Annotated in this window: 19 protein-coding genes and 2 pseudogenes; 16 read left to right on the top strand and 5 right to left on the bottom strand. The window is 34.0% G+C overall.

Annotated features, from left to right (window positions below; all coding sequences use genetic code 11):
• Positions 1–91 precede the first annotated feature (91 nt).
• The 7 genes from isdC to srtB all read left to right on the top strand — a co-directional run bounded on the left by isdC (position 92) and on the right by srtB (position 7,990).
• A complete protein-coding gene (gene isdC / locus ABH957_RS16285) occupies positions 92–802 on the top strand; it encodes a heme uptake protein IsdC (protein ID WP_016120874.1) in 711 nt (236 codons plus the stop codon).
• A gap of 23 nt (positions 803–825) precedes the next feature.
• On the top strand, positions 826–1,284 hold the full coding sequence (locus tag ABH957_RS16280) for an NEAT domain-containing protein (protein WP_404511813.1): 459 nt from the start codon (positions 826–828) through the stop codon (positions 1,282–1,284).
• Between the two features lie 32 nt (positions 1,285–1,316).
• The gene (locus ABH957_RS16275) at positions 1,317–4,460 is read left to right on the top strand and encodes an NEAT domain-containing protein (RefSeq protein WP_404511811.1); all 3,144 of its coding nucleotides are present in this window, start codon (positions 1,317–1,319) and stop codon (positions 4,458–4,460) included.
• 69 nt (positions 4,461–4,529) lie between these two features.
• The gene (isdE, locus tag ABH957_RS16270) at positions 4,530–5,411 is read left to right on the top strand and encodes a heme ABC transporter substrate-binding protein IsdE (protein WP_340953400.1); all 882 of its coding nucleotides are present in this window, start codon (positions 4,530–4,532) and stop codon (positions 5,409–5,411) included.
• A gap of 27 nt (positions 5,412–5,438) precedes the next feature.
• Positions 5,439–6,422: a FecCD family ABC transporter permease gene (locus tag ABH957_RS16265; protein ID WP_016120868.1), complete on the top strand. Its 984-nt coding sequence runs from the start codon at positions 5,439–5,441 to the stop codon at positions 6,420–6,422.
• A complete protein-coding gene (locus ABH957_RS16260) occupies positions 6,412–7,182 on the top strand; it encodes an ABC transporter ATP-binding protein (protein ID WP_016120867.1) in 771 nt (256 codons plus the stop codon). The genes ABH957_RS16265 and ABH957_RS16260 overlap by 11 nt, the downstream gene beginning before the upstream one ends.
• A 43-nt stretch (positions 7,183–7,225) precedes the next feature.
• On the top strand, positions 7,226–7,990 hold the full coding sequence (srtB, locus tag ABH957_RS16255; RefSeq protein ID WP_201056952.1) for a class B sortase: 765 nt from the start codon (positions 7,226–7,228) through the stop codon (positions 7,988–7,990).
• Positions 7,991–8,062: 72 nt separating this feature from the next.
• On the opposite strand, the gene isdG is transcribed toward srtB, so the two are convergent.
• Positions 8,063–8,386 carry a heme oxygenase gene (gene isdG / locus ABH957_RS16250; protein WP_404454199.1) on the bottom strand — a complete coding sequence of 108 codons (324 nt, stop codon included), beginning with the start codon at positions 8,384–8,386 and terminating at the stop codon, positions 8,063–8,065.
• 247 nt (positions 8,387–8,633) lie between these two features.
• On the opposite strand from isdG, the gene ABH957_RS16245 reads away from it, so the two are divergent.
• Complete coding sequence (locus ABH957_RS16245; RefSeq protein WP_002184870.1) at positions 8,634–9,833, top strand: class I SAM-dependent rRNA methyltransferase; 1,200 nt, start codon at positions 8,634–8,636, stop codon at positions 9,831–9,833.
• Between the two features lie 40 nt (positions 9,834–9,873).
• On the opposite strand, the gene ABH957_RS16240 is transcribed toward ABH957_RS16245, so the two are convergent.
• Both ABH957_RS16240 and ABH957_RS16235 read right to left on the bottom strand, forming a co-directional pair.
• Positions 9,874–10,068 carry a YwbE family protein gene (locus ABH957_RS16240; RefSeq protein ID WP_001014315.1) on the bottom strand — a complete coding sequence of 65 codons (195 nt, stop codon included), beginning with the start codon at positions 10,066–10,068 and terminating at the stop codon, positions 9,874–9,876.
• Positions 10,069–10,242, bottom strand: a complete 174-nt coding sequence (locus ABH957_RS16235; RefSeq protein ID WP_002015431.1) for a hypothetical protein — start codon at positions 10,240–10,242, stop codon at positions 10,069–10,071.
• A gap of 171 nt (positions 10,243–10,413) precedes the next feature.
• On the opposite strand from ABH957_RS16235, the gene ABH957_RS16230 reads away from it, so the two are divergent.
• The 6 genes from ABH957_RS16230 (at position 10,414) to ABH957_RS16205 (ending at position 14,785) form a co-directional block, all read left to right on the top strand.
• Entirely contained in the window at positions 10,414–11,106 is a 693-nt protein-coding gene (locus ABH957_RS16230) for a response regulator transcription factor (RefSeq protein WP_002088884.1), read from the top strand.
• 1 nt (position 11,107) lies between these two features.
• The gene (locus ABH957_RS16225) at positions 11,108–12,043 is read left to right on the top strand and encodes a HAMP domain-containing histidine kinase (RefSeq protein ID WP_404511809.1); all 936 of its coding nucleotides are present in this window, start codon (positions 11,108–11,110) and stop codon (positions 12,041–12,043) included.
• A 125-nt stretch (positions 12,044–12,168) separates the two neighbouring features.
• On the top strand, positions 12,169–13,092 hold the full coding sequence (locus ABH957_RS16220; RefSeq protein WP_002015435.1) for an ABC transporter ATP-binding protein: 924 nt from the start codon (positions 12,169–12,171) through the stop codon (positions 13,090–13,092).
• Complete coding sequence (locus ABH957_RS16215) at positions 13,085–13,246, top strand: hypothetical protein (RefSeq protein WP_002143307.1); 162 nt, start codon at positions 13,085–13,087, stop codon at positions 13,244–13,246. The genes ABH957_RS16220 and ABH957_RS16215 overlap by 8 nt, the downstream gene beginning before the upstream one ends.
• A 34-nt stretch (positions 13,247–13,280) precedes the next feature.
• Positions 13,281–13,985, top strand: coding sequence for an ABC transporter permease (locus ABH957_RS16210; RefSeq protein WP_404511807.1), 705 nt, complete (start codon positions 13,281–13,283; stop codon positions 13,983–13,985).
• Positions 13,986–14,089: 104 nt separating this feature from the next.
• A complete protein-coding gene (locus tag ABH957_RS16205; RefSeq protein ID WP_404511805.1) occupies positions 14,090–14,785 on the top strand; it encodes an ABC transporter permease in 696 nt (231 codons plus the stop codon).
• Positions 14,786–14,848: 63 nt separating this feature from the next.
• On the opposite strand, the gene ABH957_RS16200 is transcribed toward ABH957_RS16205, so the two are convergent.
• Together ABH957_RS16200 and ABH957_RS16195 are read right to left on the bottom strand one after the other, a co-directional pair.
• A complete protein-coding gene (locus ABH957_RS16200) occupies positions 14,849–15,181 on the bottom strand; it encodes a YfjL-like protein (RefSeq protein ID WP_001093305.1) in 333 nt (110 codons plus the stop codon).
• A 134-nt stretch (positions 15,182–15,315) separates the two neighbouring features.
• Positions 15,316–15,819, bottom strand: a complete 504-nt coding sequence (locus ABH957_RS16195) for a DinB family protein (RefSeq protein WP_002129313.1) — start codon at positions 15,817–15,819, stop codon at positions 15,316–15,318.
• 236 nt (positions 15,820–16,055) lie between these two features.
• Between ABH957_RS16195 and ABH957_RS16190 the strand changes: the two are divergent.
• Positions 16,056–16,361 (top strand): annotated as a pseudogene (locus ABH957_RS16190) (sigma factor); the annotation flags it as partial.
• A gap of 320 nt (positions 16,362–16,681) precedes the next feature.
• Positions 16,682–16,898 (top strand): annotated as a pseudogene (locus ABH957_RS16185) (BclA C-terminal domain-containing protein); the annotation flags it as partial.

Genomic DNA, 16,898 nt, shown 5'->3' with positions numbered 1-16,898 from the left:
GGTAGAAGAGATTATTTTTTTCTTATAAATTGAGAATAATTATCATTTTCAAATTATAAAACGAAAGATAAACAAGGAGGAAGTAAGCAAAATGAGAAAGTTTTCAGTATTATCCGCATTTATTATAACGTTAGTATGTATGCTAGCTTTTCTCGTAATGCCATCTGGACAAGCTTCAGCAAAATTAGCTGACGGTACTTACGATATTAACTACGTTATCAAAAAGGCGGAAGATGATTCAGCTTCAATGGCAAATGATTATTTTGAAAAACCAGCTAAGTTAATTGTGAAAAATGGTGAGATGAGAGTACAAGTTCCAATGAATCATAGTGCTTGGATTACAGAATTTAAAGCACCAGATAATGGGAACTTCGTTGATTCAAAAGTAATTAGCAAAGACGAAGCAGCAGATAAAAGAACGGTTGAATTTAAAGTTGATGATTTATCTAAACCGTTAGGAGTAAAAATTCATGTTGTTGTACCAAGTGCAAACTATGACCATCATTACACAGTTCGCTTTGCATTTGATGCGAATGTAAAAGCTGTAGGTGGCGATAAAGGTGTAGCTGGTGTAACAAAAACTGATGATCAAACTAAAAAAGATGGCCAAGTAAAAGAAGAGCAAAAGAAAGAAGAGAGCAAAGCAACAAATAAAGATGCAAATAAAGGAACAAATGAAAGTGGAAAGGCTGAAAAAACAGATAACCCAAAAACAGGTGATGATGCTCGCATTGGATTATTTGCAGCGTTAGTTTTAATCTCAGGTATTTTCTTAGTTCGTAAAGTGAAGTTAAGTAAATAAATCTTTGGAAGGGCGATGAATATATGTTTAAACAATTTAAAATGATTATTGCCGTATTTGCTGCCTTATTTACGTTTATAGCAACACTAGGTTTACAAGATGCAAAAGCTGCTACACAACTAGCTGATGGAAAATATAATATTGCTTTTACTGTGTGGAAAGGCGATAAAGATGAATCATCTAGAATGAATAGTTATTTTGAAAGCCCAGCAACATTAACCGTTAAAAATGGAAAACAATATGTTTCATTTAAAGTGAAAGATAGTGCTTCTATTAAAAGTTTTCAAGTAGAAAAAGATGGTCAATTCTTAGAAACAACAGTCTTAAGTGAAAACAAAAAAGAGAATACTAGAGTAGTAGAATTTGAAGTTGCTGACTTGTCAGAAAAACTAAAAGGCAAGGTGAAAATTAATATCCCAATTATTAATTATAACGCTTCATATGATATTCGTTTTGTATTTGATGGGAACAGTATTAAATAATTGGAAATTTTTCAAAAAGGAGAGTCATTCTATTGAACAGATATTTTAAAATTGTCGTTGCAATGTTTTTAACCATATTTACATTCGTGTCGACACTACAACCACTTGCAGTTCAAGCAGCTACCCAATTAGCTGACGGTGAGTATTCAATTGGTTTTAAAGTTTTGAAAGATACATCAGATGAAGAATCAATGATGAATCAATATTCTGTAAGCCCTGGGACTTTGAAGGTGAAGGATGGGAAAAAGAAAGTATCCTTTACGTTAACGCATAGCTCATGGATTACGAAGTTTGAAACAGAAAAAGGTAGTCAATTCGTTGATGTAAATGTAGTTAGTGAAGATAAAGAGAGCGATACAAGAGTAGTAGAATTTGATGTGGAAGATTTAGAGAAAATATTAAATGCGAAAGTGAAAGTTGATATTGATGCTTTTAATTATCATCATTACTATGATATTCGTATTTCATTCGACCAAAATAGCATTACACCAATTCATGTAGAAAAACCAGATGAAAAAGAGGACCCAGCTAATAAGCCAGATCCAAATGAAAATCCGGATCCAAGTCAGAAGCCCGACCAAAAGCCTGACTCAGATCAACAACCAAATTCTAACACAATTAAAGATGGTGCGTACAGCATTCCATTTAAAGTATTAAAAGATCAAACAGATGAAGAATCTAAGATGAATACTTACATGGAAAATCCAGGGGTATTGAAAGTAGAAAATGGTAAGAAAAAAGCGATTGTAACGCTAAAAAGTAGCTCATTAATTAAAAATTTCCAAACGGAAAAAGATGGTGCATTTGTTGATGCAAAAGTAGTGAGTGAAGATAAAGAAAAAGATACAAGAGTAGTAGAATTTGAAGTAGCTGATTTATCAAAAAAACTAAACACAAAAGTATTTATTGAGATGGCATCAAGAAACTACAAGCAAACTCATGACGTACAATTTGTATTTGAACAAGACAAGCTTGAACAAATTAAAAATGAAGAGAAACAACCGGATGAAGATAAAAAGCCGGATGCTGAAATAATTAAAGATGGTGCGTACAGCATTCCATTTAAAGTATTAAAAGATCAAACAGATGAAGAATCTAAGATGAATACTTACATGGAAAATCCAGGGGTATTGAAAGTAGAAAATGGTAAGAAAAAAGCGATTGTAACGCTAAAAAGTAGCTCATTAATTAAAAATTTCCAAACGGAAAAAGATGGTGCATTTGTTGATGCAAAAGTAGTGAGTGAAGATAAAGAAAAAGATACAAGAGTAGTAGAATTTGAAGTAGCTGATTTATCAAAAAAACTAAATACAAAAGTATTTATTGAAGTGGCATCGCAAGGTTACAAGCAAACTCATGACGTACAGCTTGTATTTGAGCAAGATAAACTTGAACAAGTTAAAAATGAAGAGAAACAACCGGATGAAGATAAAAAGCCGGAAGTAGAAAAACCGGATGGAAATAAGAACCCAGATGCTGAAACAATTAAAGATGGTGAATACAGCATCAATTTTAAAACATTAAAAGATCAAACAGACGAAATTTCAATGATGAACACATATACAAAAAATCCAGGTGTATTAAAAGTAAAAGATGGTAAGAAATATGTATCATTTACATTAACGAATAGCGCATGGATTACAAAGTTTGAATTTGATAAAAATGGTTCGTTTGTTGATGTGAATGTATTAAGTGAAGATACGAAAGCTGACACACGCGTAGTGGAAGTAGAAGTAGCAGATTTATCAAAAAAATTAAATGTAAAAGTAAAAGTAGACATCGATTCAATGAATTATCATCATTTCTACGATATTCAATTTGCATTTGATAAAGATAGCATTAAGCCGTTAGATAACCAAGGTGGAAACGACAACCAAAACGGAAACAATAACCAAGGTGGAAACGACAACCAAGGCGGAAACAATAACCAAGGTGGAAACGACAACCAAGGCGGAAACAATAACCAAGGTGGAAACGACAACCAAGGCGGAAACGACAACCAAGACAATAACACAACAATTGATCCCAATGCTCTTAAAGACGGTGAATACAGTATCGGTTTTAAAGTGCTAAAAGATAAAACAGACGAAATTTCAATGATGAACACATATACGAAGAGTCCAGGCGTATTAAAAGTGAAAGATGGTAAGAAATATGTATCTTTCACAGTAACGAATAGCTCATGGATTACAAAGTTTGAGTTTGAAAAGAATAATTCGTTTGTCGATGCGAAAGTATTAGGTACAAATAAAGAGCTAGATACAAGAGTAGTGGAAGTAGACGACTTATCGAAAAAGTTAAATGCAAAAGTGAAAGTTGATATTGATGCGATGAATTACCATCATTTCTACGACATTCAATTCGCATTTGATAAAGGTAGTATTAAAGCTTTAGGCAACCAAGGTGGAAACGATAACCAAGGTGGAAATAACAACCAAGGCGGAAACGATAACCAAGGTGGAAATAACAACCAAGACGATAACAATAATCAAGGTGGAAATAATAATCAAAATGGACACACAATAGTTGATCCGAAAAATTTAAAAGACGGTCAATATGATGTTACTTTTAAAGTGTTAAAAGATAAAACGGATGAGATTTCAATGATGAATCAATACGTTGTAAAGCCAGCAAGATTAACAGTGAAAGATGGCAAGAAATATGTTGCGATGACACTGAAAAATAGTGCATGGATTACGAAGTTCCAAACAGAAAGTGCTGGTGCATTTGTTGATGCAAAAGTAGTGAGTGAAGATAAAAATGCAGATACGAGAGTAGTAGAGTTTGAAATTGATGAGTTATTTGCGAAATTAAATGCGAAAACAAAAGTAGATATCGATTCAATGAACTACCATCATTTCTACGACGTGCAAATTCAATTTGATACAAATAATATTGGTGCAGTAGGAACTATTAAAGAGGATCCGAAAAACGATCCGAAGAATGAACCGAAAAATCCAGTGAGTACACCGAAAGTAGACAATGTAAAAACAATCAGTAATCCTGATTTTAATCGAAATGCAGACGGTAAGAAGCAAAATGAAAATGTGAAGAATGATGTAAAAAAAGAGAAAAACTCAAAAACAGCAGATACAGCACAGATTGGAATGTATATGTTGCTATTACTAGGATCACTTGCTTTCTTAGTTCGTAAATATAGAGCAGGTAGACTGTAAAATTTGGAGTCTTGATGCATGGTTTCATGCATCAAGACTCGTTTCATATTGTACCGAAAGGAGTGGTGATTGAGAGTGAAGAAAATCACGAGTGTATTCATGGCTATCATTCTTTTATTTAGTATAGCTGGGTGCTCATCACCCAAAAAAGAAACGGCAAAAAAGGTAAAGAGCAGTAGTGAGGAACGTGTTATTGCAACGACAGTCGCCGTGACTGAAATTATGGATGCATTAGAAGTAGATTTAGTTGGTGTTCCAACTAGTTATAAAACATTACCGAAGCGTTATAAAGGTTTACCGGATGTTGGAAATCCGATGAGTCCTGATATGGAAAAAGTAAAATCAATGAAACCATCAGAAGTATTATCTGTTACGACGCTTGAATATGAGTTGAAGCCAGTTTTTAATGAAGCGGGCATTAAGGCAAATTTTTTAAATTTAACGAGTTTAAAAAACATGAAAAACTCAATTACAGAGTTGGGTGAAAAGTATGGGCGTGAGAAGCAGGCTGAAGCAGTTGTAACAAAGTTTGATAACAAGGTTACAGACATTCAAAAACAAGTAAAAGGGAAGAAAGAACCGACAGTCCTTATTTTACTTGGAGTACCTGGAAGTTATTTGGTAGCGACAGAACACTCATATATTGGGGATTTAGTAAAACAACTAGGTGGTAAAAATATCGTACAAGGTGAAAAAGTAGAGTATTTAGCTTCTAATACAGAGTACTTAAAAAAAGCTGACCCAGATATTATTTTACGTGCAGCACACGGTATGCCAGATGAAGTTGTGAAAATGTTCGATAAGGAATTTAAAACGAACGACATTTGGAAGCATTTTGCCGCAGTTAAAAATAATAGAGTGTACGATTTAGAAGAGCGTTTGTTTGGAACAACAGGGAATTTAGCAGCTATTGAAGCTCTAGATGAATTAAAGAAAATGATGTATCCATGATACATGTATATATAAAGGAAGATTGAGATGAATAAAAAATTTTGGAGTTTCTTCATCGTCACGGTATTACTAGTTATTATGACTACTGTATCCGCTGTGAAAGGTAGTTTAGAAATAGGTGTCATTGATCTTTTACAAGGTATATTTACAGGGACAAATGAAGATGTTGAAGTCATTAAAGATTTACGTTTCCCGCGTATTATTATTGCACTTTTCACTGGAGCAGCGCTTGCTGTTTCTGGTGTGCTTTTCCAAGCGGTTATGAAAAATCCACTTGCGGATGCTGGGGTTATCGGGATATCTTCAGGGGCCAGTTTTATGACACTTGTTATCATTACACTATTTCCTCAGTTCTTTTTCTGGACACCACTATTCGCGTTTTTAGGCGGTGCGTTTGCTTGTTATCTCGTTTATGCGTTTTCTTGGAAATCAGGTTTAAGTCCGCTGCGTATCATTTTGATCGGTATAGCGATAAATGCGATGTTTACTGGTTTAAATGAATCTTTCGTTACGATTTGCGGATATTTCATTAAAAGTATTAAGCAGACGACAACATCTAATATAACGATGAAGACATGGAGCGATGTGGAAGTACTTGTTACATATGGATCAATCGGCCTTATACTTGCACTGTTTGTAGGGGCATGGTGTAATTTATTATCTTTACAAGATAAAACGGCTAAAAACCTTGGACTTCATGTAACAAGGGTACGCCTTATTATTTCTGCTATCGCTGTCTTGTTAGCGGCTGTATCAACTGCGATTGCGGGCGTTATCGCTTTCGTTGGATTACTTATCCCGCATATTTCAAGGCAATTGGTTGGATCGGATCATAAAGTACTTATTCCGTTTTCAGCCCTTGCAGGTGCGTTATTAATTTTAACGGCAGACACAATCGGTAGGCTTATCGTACCGCCAAATGAAATTCCAGCAGCAACGATTATGGCAGTTATCGGTGGTCCGTTCTTAATATTCTTGCTTAGAAAGAGTGATCAAGTTCATGGAAATTAAAAATGTAACCTTTTCTTATGATAATGTAACGGATCGTTTAAAGTCTGTTAGTAGTGAAATAGAGGTTGGAAAAATTACAACAATTATTGGCCCAAATGGTTGTGGGAAATCAACATTACTAGGTGTTATGTCGCGAAATCATGATCCCCGTAGTGGAGAAGTAATGCTAGATGGTAAAGCTATTAGCCAGTATAAGCCGAAAGAGTTTGCTAGAAAGCTAGCGGTCGTTCATCAGCAAAATGAGGCGCCAGCAGATATTACAGTTGAAAAATTGACGAGTTTTGGGCGTATGCCATATAAAAATATTTTTTCTACACAAACGGATGAGGATAGCGAAGCAATCGAAAGAGCATTGACGTGTACGAGACTACAAGATAAGCGTGATAAGCCAATACACGCATTATCTGGTGGAGAAAGGCAACGTGTTTGGATTGCGATGACTTTAGCGCAAAATACGCCCATGCTGTTTTTAGACGAACCAACGACGTATTTAGATATTTACTATCAGCTTGAAATATTAGAGTTAGTGAAAGAGTTAAATGAAGTACATGGTTTAACGATTGTTATGGTATTACATGACATTAATCAAGCAATCCGTTATAGCGATCATATTATCGTGATGAAGGATGGAGAAATAGTTATGAAAGGTACGCCACATGATGTTGTAACAGAAGATATGATTAAGAGCATATATGGCGTAGAGGTCGTTGTGAAACACGATGAAGATACAGGATTGTATATGGTACCAATGGGGATTTGACAGGCGGCTAAATCCCTTTGGCAATTCATTTTGAGGTGATATTTTGAGCAGCAAGAAAGAAAAGAAAAAGAATTCCTTTTTTCAAAGAATACTTACAGTTGTTTTTTTAGGCATCTTTTTCTACTCTGTGTATGAATTAGGCGGGATGTTCATAGATTACTATGAAAATCGCAAAGTAATGGCTGAAGCACAAGATATTTATCAAAGGAGTCCGATGGAAGAAAAATCATCAGATGGAGCAGTACGTGCACAGTTCCAAGCCTTACAAAAAATTAATCCAGAAATAGTTGGCTGGATTACGATGGATGATACGCAAATCAATTATCCGATTGTTCAAGCGAAAGATAATGATTACTATTTGTATCGTAATTATAAAGGCGAGGATATGAGAGCAGGAAGTATCTTCATGGATCATCGTAACGATGTGAAATCTCAAAATCGAAATACGATTCTATACGGACATCGTATGAAAGACGGTTCTATGTTTGGGAGTCTAAAAAAAATGTTAGAAGAAGATTTCTTTATGTCTCATCGCAAATTGTATTACGATACTTTGTTTGAAGGATACGATGTAGAAGTATTTTCAGTATATACAACGACAACTGATTTCTATTATATTGAAACGGATTTTGGAAGCGATGAGGACTATGTATCTTTTCTAGAAAAAATTAAGGGAAGGTCACTCTATAAAACAGATACAAAAGTGACAGCGGATGATCAAATTGTAACACTTTCAACGTGTGATTATGCACTGGATCCAGAGGCTGGTAGACTAGTCGTGCATGCGAAATTGGTGAAAAGAAATTGAAAAAAGAAAAGGTATAGAAGTAGAGAAGATGTATCACTTCTCATACTTCTATACCAATTATTAAAACCGAAGTTATTGAGCCGCAGCTATTGGCATACGAACAATTTTAACGTCATAGAATGAGATTATATTATCGATAATAAAGTCTGGTAATCCACCGCGGTGTGAATGCGCATCTTTAAAGGCAGTGCTCTTCGTCCAACCTTGGAAATCTTCTTTTGCATTCCAACGAGTGCTGATCGTCACTTCGTCATAATCAACTGTATTTTCAGTTAGAAGAACTTCTAATCCTAAGAAACCGGGCATCGTTTCAACTTTACCTACTTTATTAAAGCGCTCAATTAATTTATGTGCGTCACCCTTCGTAATTTTAGATGTATTTGTAACAATAATCATTTCTTTATTCCTCCTATAAATCTATCATTATGTTCATCGTTTCATATGTATTAAATGATAATGAAAATCATTATCGTTGTCAATGATAATGATAAAATATATAAGTTTTTTTTCGATTAAGCGAGAGGATGAGCTAGTTGTACTAGCAAAGCAATAATATGGTATAGTGAAACGAGGCTTTTTTCAGTCTCGTTTTTTAAATGCTTCCTACTAATAGAAAGCATTCAAATGGAAAGGAAGACATTACATGCGATCTGAAGTAACTATAAAAATAAAACCGAAGTTTATAAAAGAAATTAAAGGTGGATATCCACTTATTTTAAAAGATGCAATTCAAAATTTAAATGATGTACGTGAAGAAGGGACAATCATCAACGTAGTGGATGAGAAGAACCAATTCATCGGAAAAGGCTATTATGGAAAACAAAATAAAGGATATGGATGGATTTTAACGAGAAAAGAGAAGGAGGAAGTGAATCAATCTTTCTTTGAAAGTAAAATCAAATCTGCTTTACATAAACGAAAAGATTTTTATAAATCAAATGATACAACAGCATTTCGTGCCCTGAATGGTGAAGGTGATGGCCTTGGCGGTTTAATCATCGATTATTATGACGGCTATTACGTAGTAAGCTGGTATAGTGAAGGGATTTATACTTTCCGAGATGAAATTATAGCAGCTCTTCAAAAAGTAGCAAACTTCAAAGGGATTTATGAGAAAAAGCGTTTTGATACGAAAGGAAAGTACATTGAAGGTGATGATTTCGTAACAGGAGAGCGCGGTGAGTTCCCACTTATCGTAAAAGAAAACGGTGTAAACTTTGCTGTATATTTAAATGACGGGGCGATGGTTGGTGTGTTTTTAGATCAGCGTAACGTTCGAAAACAAATTCGTGATAAGTATGCACAAGGAAGAACGGTTTTAAATATGTTCTCTTATACTGGGGCTTTCTCTGTATTTGCAGCGCTTGGCGGGGCAAGTAAAACAACAAGTGTTGACCTTGCCAATCGTAGTTTAAGTAAAACGATTGAGCAGTTCAGTGTAAATGAAATTGATTACGAAGCACAAGATATTATCGTAGAAGATGTATTTCTTTACTTTAAATATGCAGCTAAGAAAAAGATGAAGTTTGATATGGTTGTGCTAGATCCTCCAAGCTTTGCACGTTCGAAAAAATATACATTTAGTGCAGCGAAAGATTATAAAAATTTATTAAAAGAAACAATTGCCATTACAGAAAATAATGGTATTATCGTCGCTTCAACAAATTGCAGTGCATTCGATATGAAAAAGTTTAAAGGCTTTATCGATACTGCATTTAAAGAAATGAACGGTAAGTATAAAATATTAGAAGAACATTCTTTACCGGAAGATTTCCGTACAATTGATCAATTTAAAGAAGGAGACTATTTAAAAGTAGTTTTCATCGAGAAAATTAAAGGTTAATAAAGAAAAAAGGAGCTCAAGTTTAAATGAGCTCCTTTTCTTATTGAATGATATTTTGGACTCTGCCAACTTGCCCGTCCTGCAATCGTACTTTAATGCCGTGCGGATGAGAGGGTGAGTTAGTTAAAATATCTTTTACAATTCCTCTTGTTAGCTTGCCTGTACGTTGATCTTGTTTTAATACAATATCAACTTCAAGGCCTGATGAAATGTTAGATCGTTTTTGCCCGTTCATTTATACACCTGTACGTCTACGTTGGTTGTTTGTTTTCTTCGTTTGTTGGTTTTGTAATTTTTTCGTTTCTTGACTTTGACTTCCATTATTTGAGCCGTTTCCATTTCCTTGCTTTTTCTTTGCAAGTTGTTCGCGCATTAAATCAGCTAAGCTTACTTTTTTGTTTTCTGACATGATAAGTCTCCTTTATATAAAGTTAATTATGAACAATAGTAGTGAATTTCATCATATCATTGTTAGGGAAGGAAGGGAAGTTGGTTTGAAAATTCATATAATTCTTTCCAGTATTCATTCGTTACGATACAATTAAAATGTTAATGTTTGTAAAAAAAAGGGGATAGAAATATGTCACATCATATTTTATTAGTTGAAGATGATATCTCAATTCAGGAGATGGTTGAAACATATTTAGTAAAAGAAGGTTTTCAAGTTACAATCGCATCTGATGGAGAAGAAGGAGTTAACGCATTTTTAAAAGGTTCATTTGATTTGATTATCCTCGATATTATGATGCCAAAGTTAGATGGCTTAGAGGTTGTGCGAATCATTCGAGAAAAAAGTGCCGTTCCGATTTTAATGATGTCAGCGAAAGATACAGATGTTGATAAAGCTGTTGGATTAGGACTTGGAGCAGATGATTACATTTGTAAGCCGTTTTCTATGATTGAACTAGCTGCACGTGTAAAAGCGGGTATTCGGAGGTCTACAAAGTATTCAGCTGTGGAATCAAAAGATGAGGCGATTCAGATTGGTGATTTAATAATTGACCCAATTAATTTTACTGTGGAGAAAAAGGGAAGACAGCTTAAACTTACTTTAAAAGAATTTGAGATTTTAAAGCTATTCGTGAAGAATCAAAATCGTGTTTTTACGAAAGCACAAATATATACGCTTGTTTGGAATGAAGAATATTATGGTGATGATAATGTTATTAATGTTCATATGAGAAGATTACGTGAGAAAATTGAAAGTGATCCATCTAATCCAGAATATATTAAAACATTATGGGGCATCGGCTATAAGTTGGAAGTGATGTAGTATGGTTGTATTTTTAACAGTGGTGATTATTATATTGCTTATCGTTATTTACGTGCAATATAAAATTAGGAAAAATAGTAGTAGGAATTTACGCTACACGTATGAGAAGTTAAATCGAATTGTAAAAGAACAAACTGGTGAGAAGCTATTAATTATGACAGATGATCTAGAATTGCAAAAGTTATTAGTGGCGATTAATCATTTATTAGATGCAAAACAGAAAACGAATGCAGATCATGCGAAAGTGGAAATTTCGATGAGAAAAATGCTTTCAAATATTTCACATGATTTGAAAACACCACTAACAGTTATTCTTGGATATACAGAAATGTTAAATAAGGATAAAGCGATAAGTAAAGAAGAACAGCAAATATTACTTGAAAAGGTGCATGTGAAAACATTAGAGGTAATGGAACTAATTCATAAGTTTTTTGATTTAGCAAAATTAGAATCTGGTGACAAGGCAATCGAGATGACAAAAGTAAATATGAATGAAGTTTGCCGCGAGAAGATTTTGTCTTTTTATGATTTAGTGACGACGAAAGGATTTCAAGTTCATATTGATATACCAGAAAGAAATATATTTGCACTTGGAAATGTAGAAGTATTAGGTAGAGTATTGAATAATTTAATATCCAATGCAATTACATATGGAGACGATGGAAAGACACTTGGTGTGACGTTAAGAGATGATGAAACGAGTGTGTATATAGATGTATGGGATACAGGAAAAGGAATTGATGAATCTCATATTGATAAAGTGTTTGAGCGTATGTACACACTTGAAGATTCCAGAAATAGATTGTACCAAGGGAGCGGTTTAGGGTTAACGATTACGAAAAGACTTGTGGAAGCGATGGATGGAAAAATACATCTTTCTAGTAAGCCGTATGAAAAAACAATTTTTACTGTTGTATTAAAAAAGATGCTGTTTTAGCTTGTAGAGAAGTAGATTCTACAAGCTTTTTTTCAGCGTAAGGAATTTGTAAGGAACGGGTAAGAAAAAAGAGAATTCCGTTGTCTATTATAGAAGTATAAGGTAGTGCGAAAGGAGATAGTGACATGACATATATATTAAAAACGAATCAGTTAACGAAAGTGTTTAAAGGGAAAGAAGTAATTTCTAGCGTTAACATGCATGTGAAAAAAGGTGAGATATATGGTTTCTTAGGACCGAATGGTGCAGGTAAAACAACGATTATGAAAATGATCACAAACTTAATAAAACCGACGAGCGGTGATATTGAAATTTTTGGTGAGAAGTTAACGGATACATCTTATGAATTGTTAAAGCGCATGGGGACAATTATCGAATATCCAATTTTTTATGATAAATTAACGGCGAAGGAAAACCTAGAATTACATTGTGAATATATGGGGTATTACGATAAAAACGCCATTGATCATGCTTTACATTTAGTGAAGCTGCACGGTATAGATGATAAAAAAGTAAAAGATTTTTCATTAGGGATGAAGCAAAGACTTGGTATTGCAAGGGCGATTATGACGAAGCCAGAATTACTCATTTTAGATGAGCCAATTAACGGATTAGATCCAATTGGTATTAAAGAATTAAGAGATTTATTTAAAATGCTTTGCAAAGAATATGGTATTACGTTATTAGTCTCTAGTCATATTTTAGGCGAGATGGAACTAATGGCAGATACAATCGGTATGATTCAAAATGGAAAGCTAATAAAAGAAGTTTCAATGAAGAGTATTAACGGAAAACAAACAGAGTACATTGAAATTACTGTTCCTGATGTGAAGCGTGCAGCTTATATTTTAGAAGATAAACTCGCTATAAAAAATTACAAAATAATGAGTGGAAACATGATTCGTGTGTATGAATTGAAGGCGACGCAGCAAGCCATTTCAAAAGCACTCATTATGAACGATGTAGAAATTGAAAGTATTAATAAGAAACATAGTTCTTTAGAGGAGTATTTCTTAAATGTAATGGATGGAGAGGGCATTCATGCTTAATGGATTGTTAGTGAATATAGTAAGTGGATTGATCGTAATGTTCATAAGTGGGATTTTATATTATAGAAAACCTGAGCGGAAATGGATTTTAATTTTATTAGTGATAGGAATGTTAAGCGTAGTTACTGCTGGAATTAGAATGTTAGTAGCGTAGAGGCAGTTATATAAGGAATGGAGGCATGGTTTACATGTTTAAATTAATGAAGCTTGAATGGAAGAAACATCAATTATCTAGTTATTTTAAAAGTGTAGCAATTTGTATTATAACAATTTTCACCGTAGTAAACCTCATGGCGTTGGGAGCGAAAGACGAGGTAGATGGGCTATTCTCTGACTTCACGCAACAAATGGTTTTAATAAACACTGTTATTAGGATAACATTCATTATTTTTAGTTCGGTCATTTTATCACGTTTAATAATTGATGAGTATAAGAACAAAACAATACAACTATTGTTTATGTACCCACTGCAAAGAAAAATGCTAATGAGGGCGAAATTAACAATTGTTTTTTGTTTTTGTTTTGTGAGCACGATTATCGCTACTTTCAGTATTAGTTTACTCGTATATTTTGTGAGTCCAATGATGGGGCTGATTGAAACGCCAGCTACGATAGGTGAAATAATAGCTATCGTTCCAGCTACTTTTATAAATGCATTTATGATATCTGGTATAAGTTTAATTCCTTTATTTTTTGGGATGAGAAAGAAATCGACACCGACAACAATTACTTCTGCAGTAATAATTGGGATGCTAATTAGTAGTAACTTTGGTTCTGGAAACGGTCAAGTAAGTATGTTTAATTTTATCGCTATCCCAATAGTGCTCTGTTTATTAGGGATTTTTATTAGTTATCTTTCATATCGTAAAATCGACAAGATTGATGTGGCGTGAAGCAAGCTTAAAACAACAACGAACTGGGGTATGAATAGTGAAAAAAATAATAGTAATTGCAATTTTAAGTTAATTTCAGTGGCTTACATGAAAGGAGGACTATCATGCTACGTCTTATGAAGCTAGAATTGAGGAAGTTTAAGCTTGGATGGTATGTGAAGAGAGCAGTTATTGCAAATATCGTTATACTGGCACTACTAATCTTCGTTAGTATCGTTGCTCAAATAGAAGGGGATCCAAAAATAAGGGATCCGCAGATAATTTTGTCGATGGCTAGTGCGTTAGTAAGAGCAACATTTATTATTTTTGGTGGCGTACTAATAGCCAAGTTAATAATTGATGAATATAAAAGTAAAACAATACTACTCATGTTTTCTTATCCAATTAACCGAAAGAAAATGATGGTTAGTAAGTTGGCTATTACAGCGACATTAACATTTATAACAGTTATTTTATCGAACATTTTAGTAGTAGGAATTTTCTTTGGGATAGATAGTTATTTTTCAATTCTTCCTAATTCATTCACAGTAGATCAATTGATTCAAGAAGGGATAAATCTTATTCCTTTAGCCATTGCCACGGCAGGAATAAGCTTAATTCCTCTATATTTCGGGATGCGTAAACGTTCTGTGCCAGCTACAATCGTTTCTTCTATTATCGTTGTATTAATCGCAATTAATAACCCGTCCATATTTCCTATAGCGACGTTTCTTCCTCTTCAATTCACATTTGCAGCGATTGGAGTTGCGATTGCATATTACGGAATTAAAAATATAGAGAAGGAAGATATAACAGTATGACAAGAATACGTAAAAAAGAGTTGGCGTTATACCAACTCTTTTTTGTATATGTATGCTTCGTTACTACTCTGTAAATTTATAGTGTTTGCTTAAATACTCTTGCACTCCTGGAGAAATGTTAAAGTTATTAGGACCTTTATATTCGATAGTAAACTCTCCATCTTCAATTGTTTCAAAGGCGATTGCATAGCTATTCATTTTAGCATCGTAAGAAGTATTTTTGACTTCTGCATCTAGATCAAAGTATTTTGTAATATATTCTTTTGATTCCGTAACTGCTGTTTGTTTTCCCCAAGGGGTACCATAACTTGTGAAATAAAGAGATACACCGATAACTCCAATGATAGAAGTTAGTAAGAGAGTTCTTATTGTTATTTTTTTGTTTTTTGTATTCAATTTAGTTCCCTCCAATTAATATGAATTTATCTTAACGTATTTTCTCATAAAATACCATTTAGTAGAAAATAGTTTCACATGAAACAAGTTACAGAAAAAGACAAGGTGCATAAACACCTTGTCTTTTTCTGTCGTTACATTTGGGGAGCTTCCATTCCAGTAGCAGCCCATTCTTCTTTTGCAGGACCATAAACGCCAGGGACTGTTAAGCCAGCTTGACGCATTAAAACAGTCATCTGTCCGCGGTGGTGATTTTGATGATTGATGAGTGTCATTAAAAATATAGAATTCGGCATAGGACGACCAAAGAAGTTATTAATAGTAGCTAAGTCTTTATCAGTCCACTCACTTTGAAGTGCTTCAATAAAAGCCGTATTCACTTTGCGATACCCATCTGCAATTGTTTTTGCTGAAGTTGGTACAGGATAATCTTTCGTTTCTCCTTCAAACTTAAGTCCTGTCCCTGATAGCATAATAGGAAGTGCTGTAACGATATGCCAAGCGACTCTCCCTAAAGTCCAGTGCCCAGGTGCAATTTCTTGTGATAAAGATTCATCGGTTAATGCATCGAGCATCTTCTGAGTAGACTCAGCTTCGTATGTCCATGATTGTAGAAAACCTTCAATGGTTTGGTACATTATTGTTATCCCCTCTACTTATGTTCATAGATTAAATTCGAGATACTTAATTCATTCCCTTTTTATAGAAAAAATTCAATATATATTGATACGATATAAAAATAATTAGAAAATATTTGTAAAAGTGTCAGAAAATCGATCTTTTCATTCGTATATGTAATGAATAAAGAATAGAGTAAAGAGTGGTGATAAGGGTGAAGGATATAGAAATAGTAGAAGGTCTTCGAAAACAAGAAATGTTAGCGTTACATACAGTCATTGATCAATATGGAGATTTAATTTATAAGGTGGTTCATAGTGTTTTAGATACGGCACATAGTAAGGTGCTAGTGGATGAATGTGTTGACGATATTTTATTAATCGTTTGGTACAACATTAATAGTTATGATAAAAATCGTGGGAAGTTTAGAAATTGGCTTATATCTGTTGCGAAATTTAAAGCCATTGATTATAAACGAAAAAGTAATAAGGTCTATCAATTACAAGAGTTTCAGCAAAAAATATATGTAGAAGGAAAAAATGTTAATTTAACAAAATATGAGGGTATTTTAAGTGTTAATATTTTTTGGGAATTTTGACGAAATAATAACGATTTATACGGATTTTAATATATTGTATTAAAATATATACGTGTATCAAGGTTGAAGGAGCTGAAATTCCTTTAATGAGGAAGGCGAAAGTACAAGCGAAGGGAGAGCGTATTGCATGTAATATTTATTAGAATGTAAGGAAAAAAACTTTGTTTATAAAAGGTTTGTTCCAGAGCGGGTAGTTGATAAGGAAAATAAAAACTGATTTTTATTAGAAAGATATTTTTAATTAGTGGGCTTACTTAAAAGATCGAACACGAAGGAGGGTCAACATGTCTTTATGGAGTAATAATGCAAATGGATATTGTGGATGTAATAATCAAAATGGTGTGCATGTTGATTCATGCTGTTTTAGTTGCGATGGGACAGTTCCTAAGCTCGGTCCAACAGGCGAAACAGGAGCAACAGGAGCAACAGGAGCAACAGGAGCAACAGGAGCAACAGGAGCAACAGGAGCAACAGGAGCAACAGGAGCAACAGGAGCAACAG

Source organism: Bacillus sp. RC242 (assembly GCF_044908245.1).
Lineage (GTDB): Bacteria > Bacillota > Bacilli > Bacillales > Bacillaceae_G > Bacillus_A > Bacillus_A mycoides.
The sequence above is the reverse complement of the archived record's forward strand: the minus strand, read 5'-3'. Positions and strand labels throughout refer to the sequence as shown.

Bases quoted from the DNA above. Each gene is read 5' to 3' on its own strand.
- isdC (WP_016120874.1), top strand. From the start codon at position 92: ATGAGAAAGTTTTCAGTATTATCCGCATTTATTATAACGTTAGTATGT.
- ABH957_RS16280 (WP_404511813.1), top strand. From the start codon at position 826: ATGTTTAAACAATTTAAAATGATTATTGCCGTATTTGCTGCCTTATTT.
- ABH957_RS16265 (WP_016120868.1), top strand. From the start codon at position 5,439: ATGAATAAAAAATTTTGGAGTTTCTTCATCGTCACGGTATTACTAGTT.
- ABH957_RS16260 (WP_016120867.1), top strand. From the start codon at position 6,412: ATGGAAATTAAAAATGTAACCTTTTCTTATGATAATGTAACGGATCGT.
- isdG (WP_404454199.1), bottom strand. From the start codon at position 8,386: ATGATTATTGTTACAAATACATCTAAAATTACGAAGGGTGACGCACAT.
- ABH957_RS16245 (WP_002184870.1), top strand. From the start codon at position 8,634: ATGCGATCTGAAGTAACTATAAAAATAAAACCGAAGTTTATAAAAGAA.
- ABH957_RS16240 (WP_001014315.1), bottom strand. From the start codon at position 10,068: ATGAACGGGCAAAAACGATCTAACATTTCATCAGGCCTTGAAGTTGAT.
- ABH957_RS16235 (WP_002015431.1), bottom strand. From the start codon at position 10,242: ATGTCAGAAAACAAAAAAGTAAGCTTAGCTGATTTAATGCGCGAACAA.
- ABH957_RS16230 (WP_002088884.1), top strand. From the start codon at position 10,414: ATGTCACATCATATTTTATTAGTTGAAGATGATATCTCAATTCAGGAG.
- ABH957_RS16225 (WP_404511809.1), top strand. From the start codon at position 11,108: ATGGTTGTATTTTTAACAGTGGTGATTATTATATTGCTTATCGTTATT.
- ABH957_RS16220 (WP_002015435.1), top strand. From the start codon at position 12,169: ATGACATATATATTAAAAACGAATCAGTTAACGAAAGTGTTTAAAGGG.
- ABH957_RS16215 (WP_002143307.1), top strand. From the start codon at position 13,085: ATGCTTAATGGATTGTTAGTGAATATAGTAAGTGGATTGATCGTAATG.
- ABH957_RS16210 (WP_404511807.1), top strand. From the start codon at position 13,281: ATGTTTAAATTAATGAAGCTTGAATGGAAGAAACATCAATTATCTAGT.
- ABH957_RS16205 (WP_404511805.1), top strand. From the start codon at position 14,090: ATGCTACGTCTTATGAAGCTAGAATTGAGGAAGTTTAAGCTTGGATGG.
- ABH957_RS16195 (WP_002129313.1), bottom strand. From the start codon at position 15,819: ATGTACCAAACCATTGAAGGTTTTCTACAATCATGGACATACGAAGCT.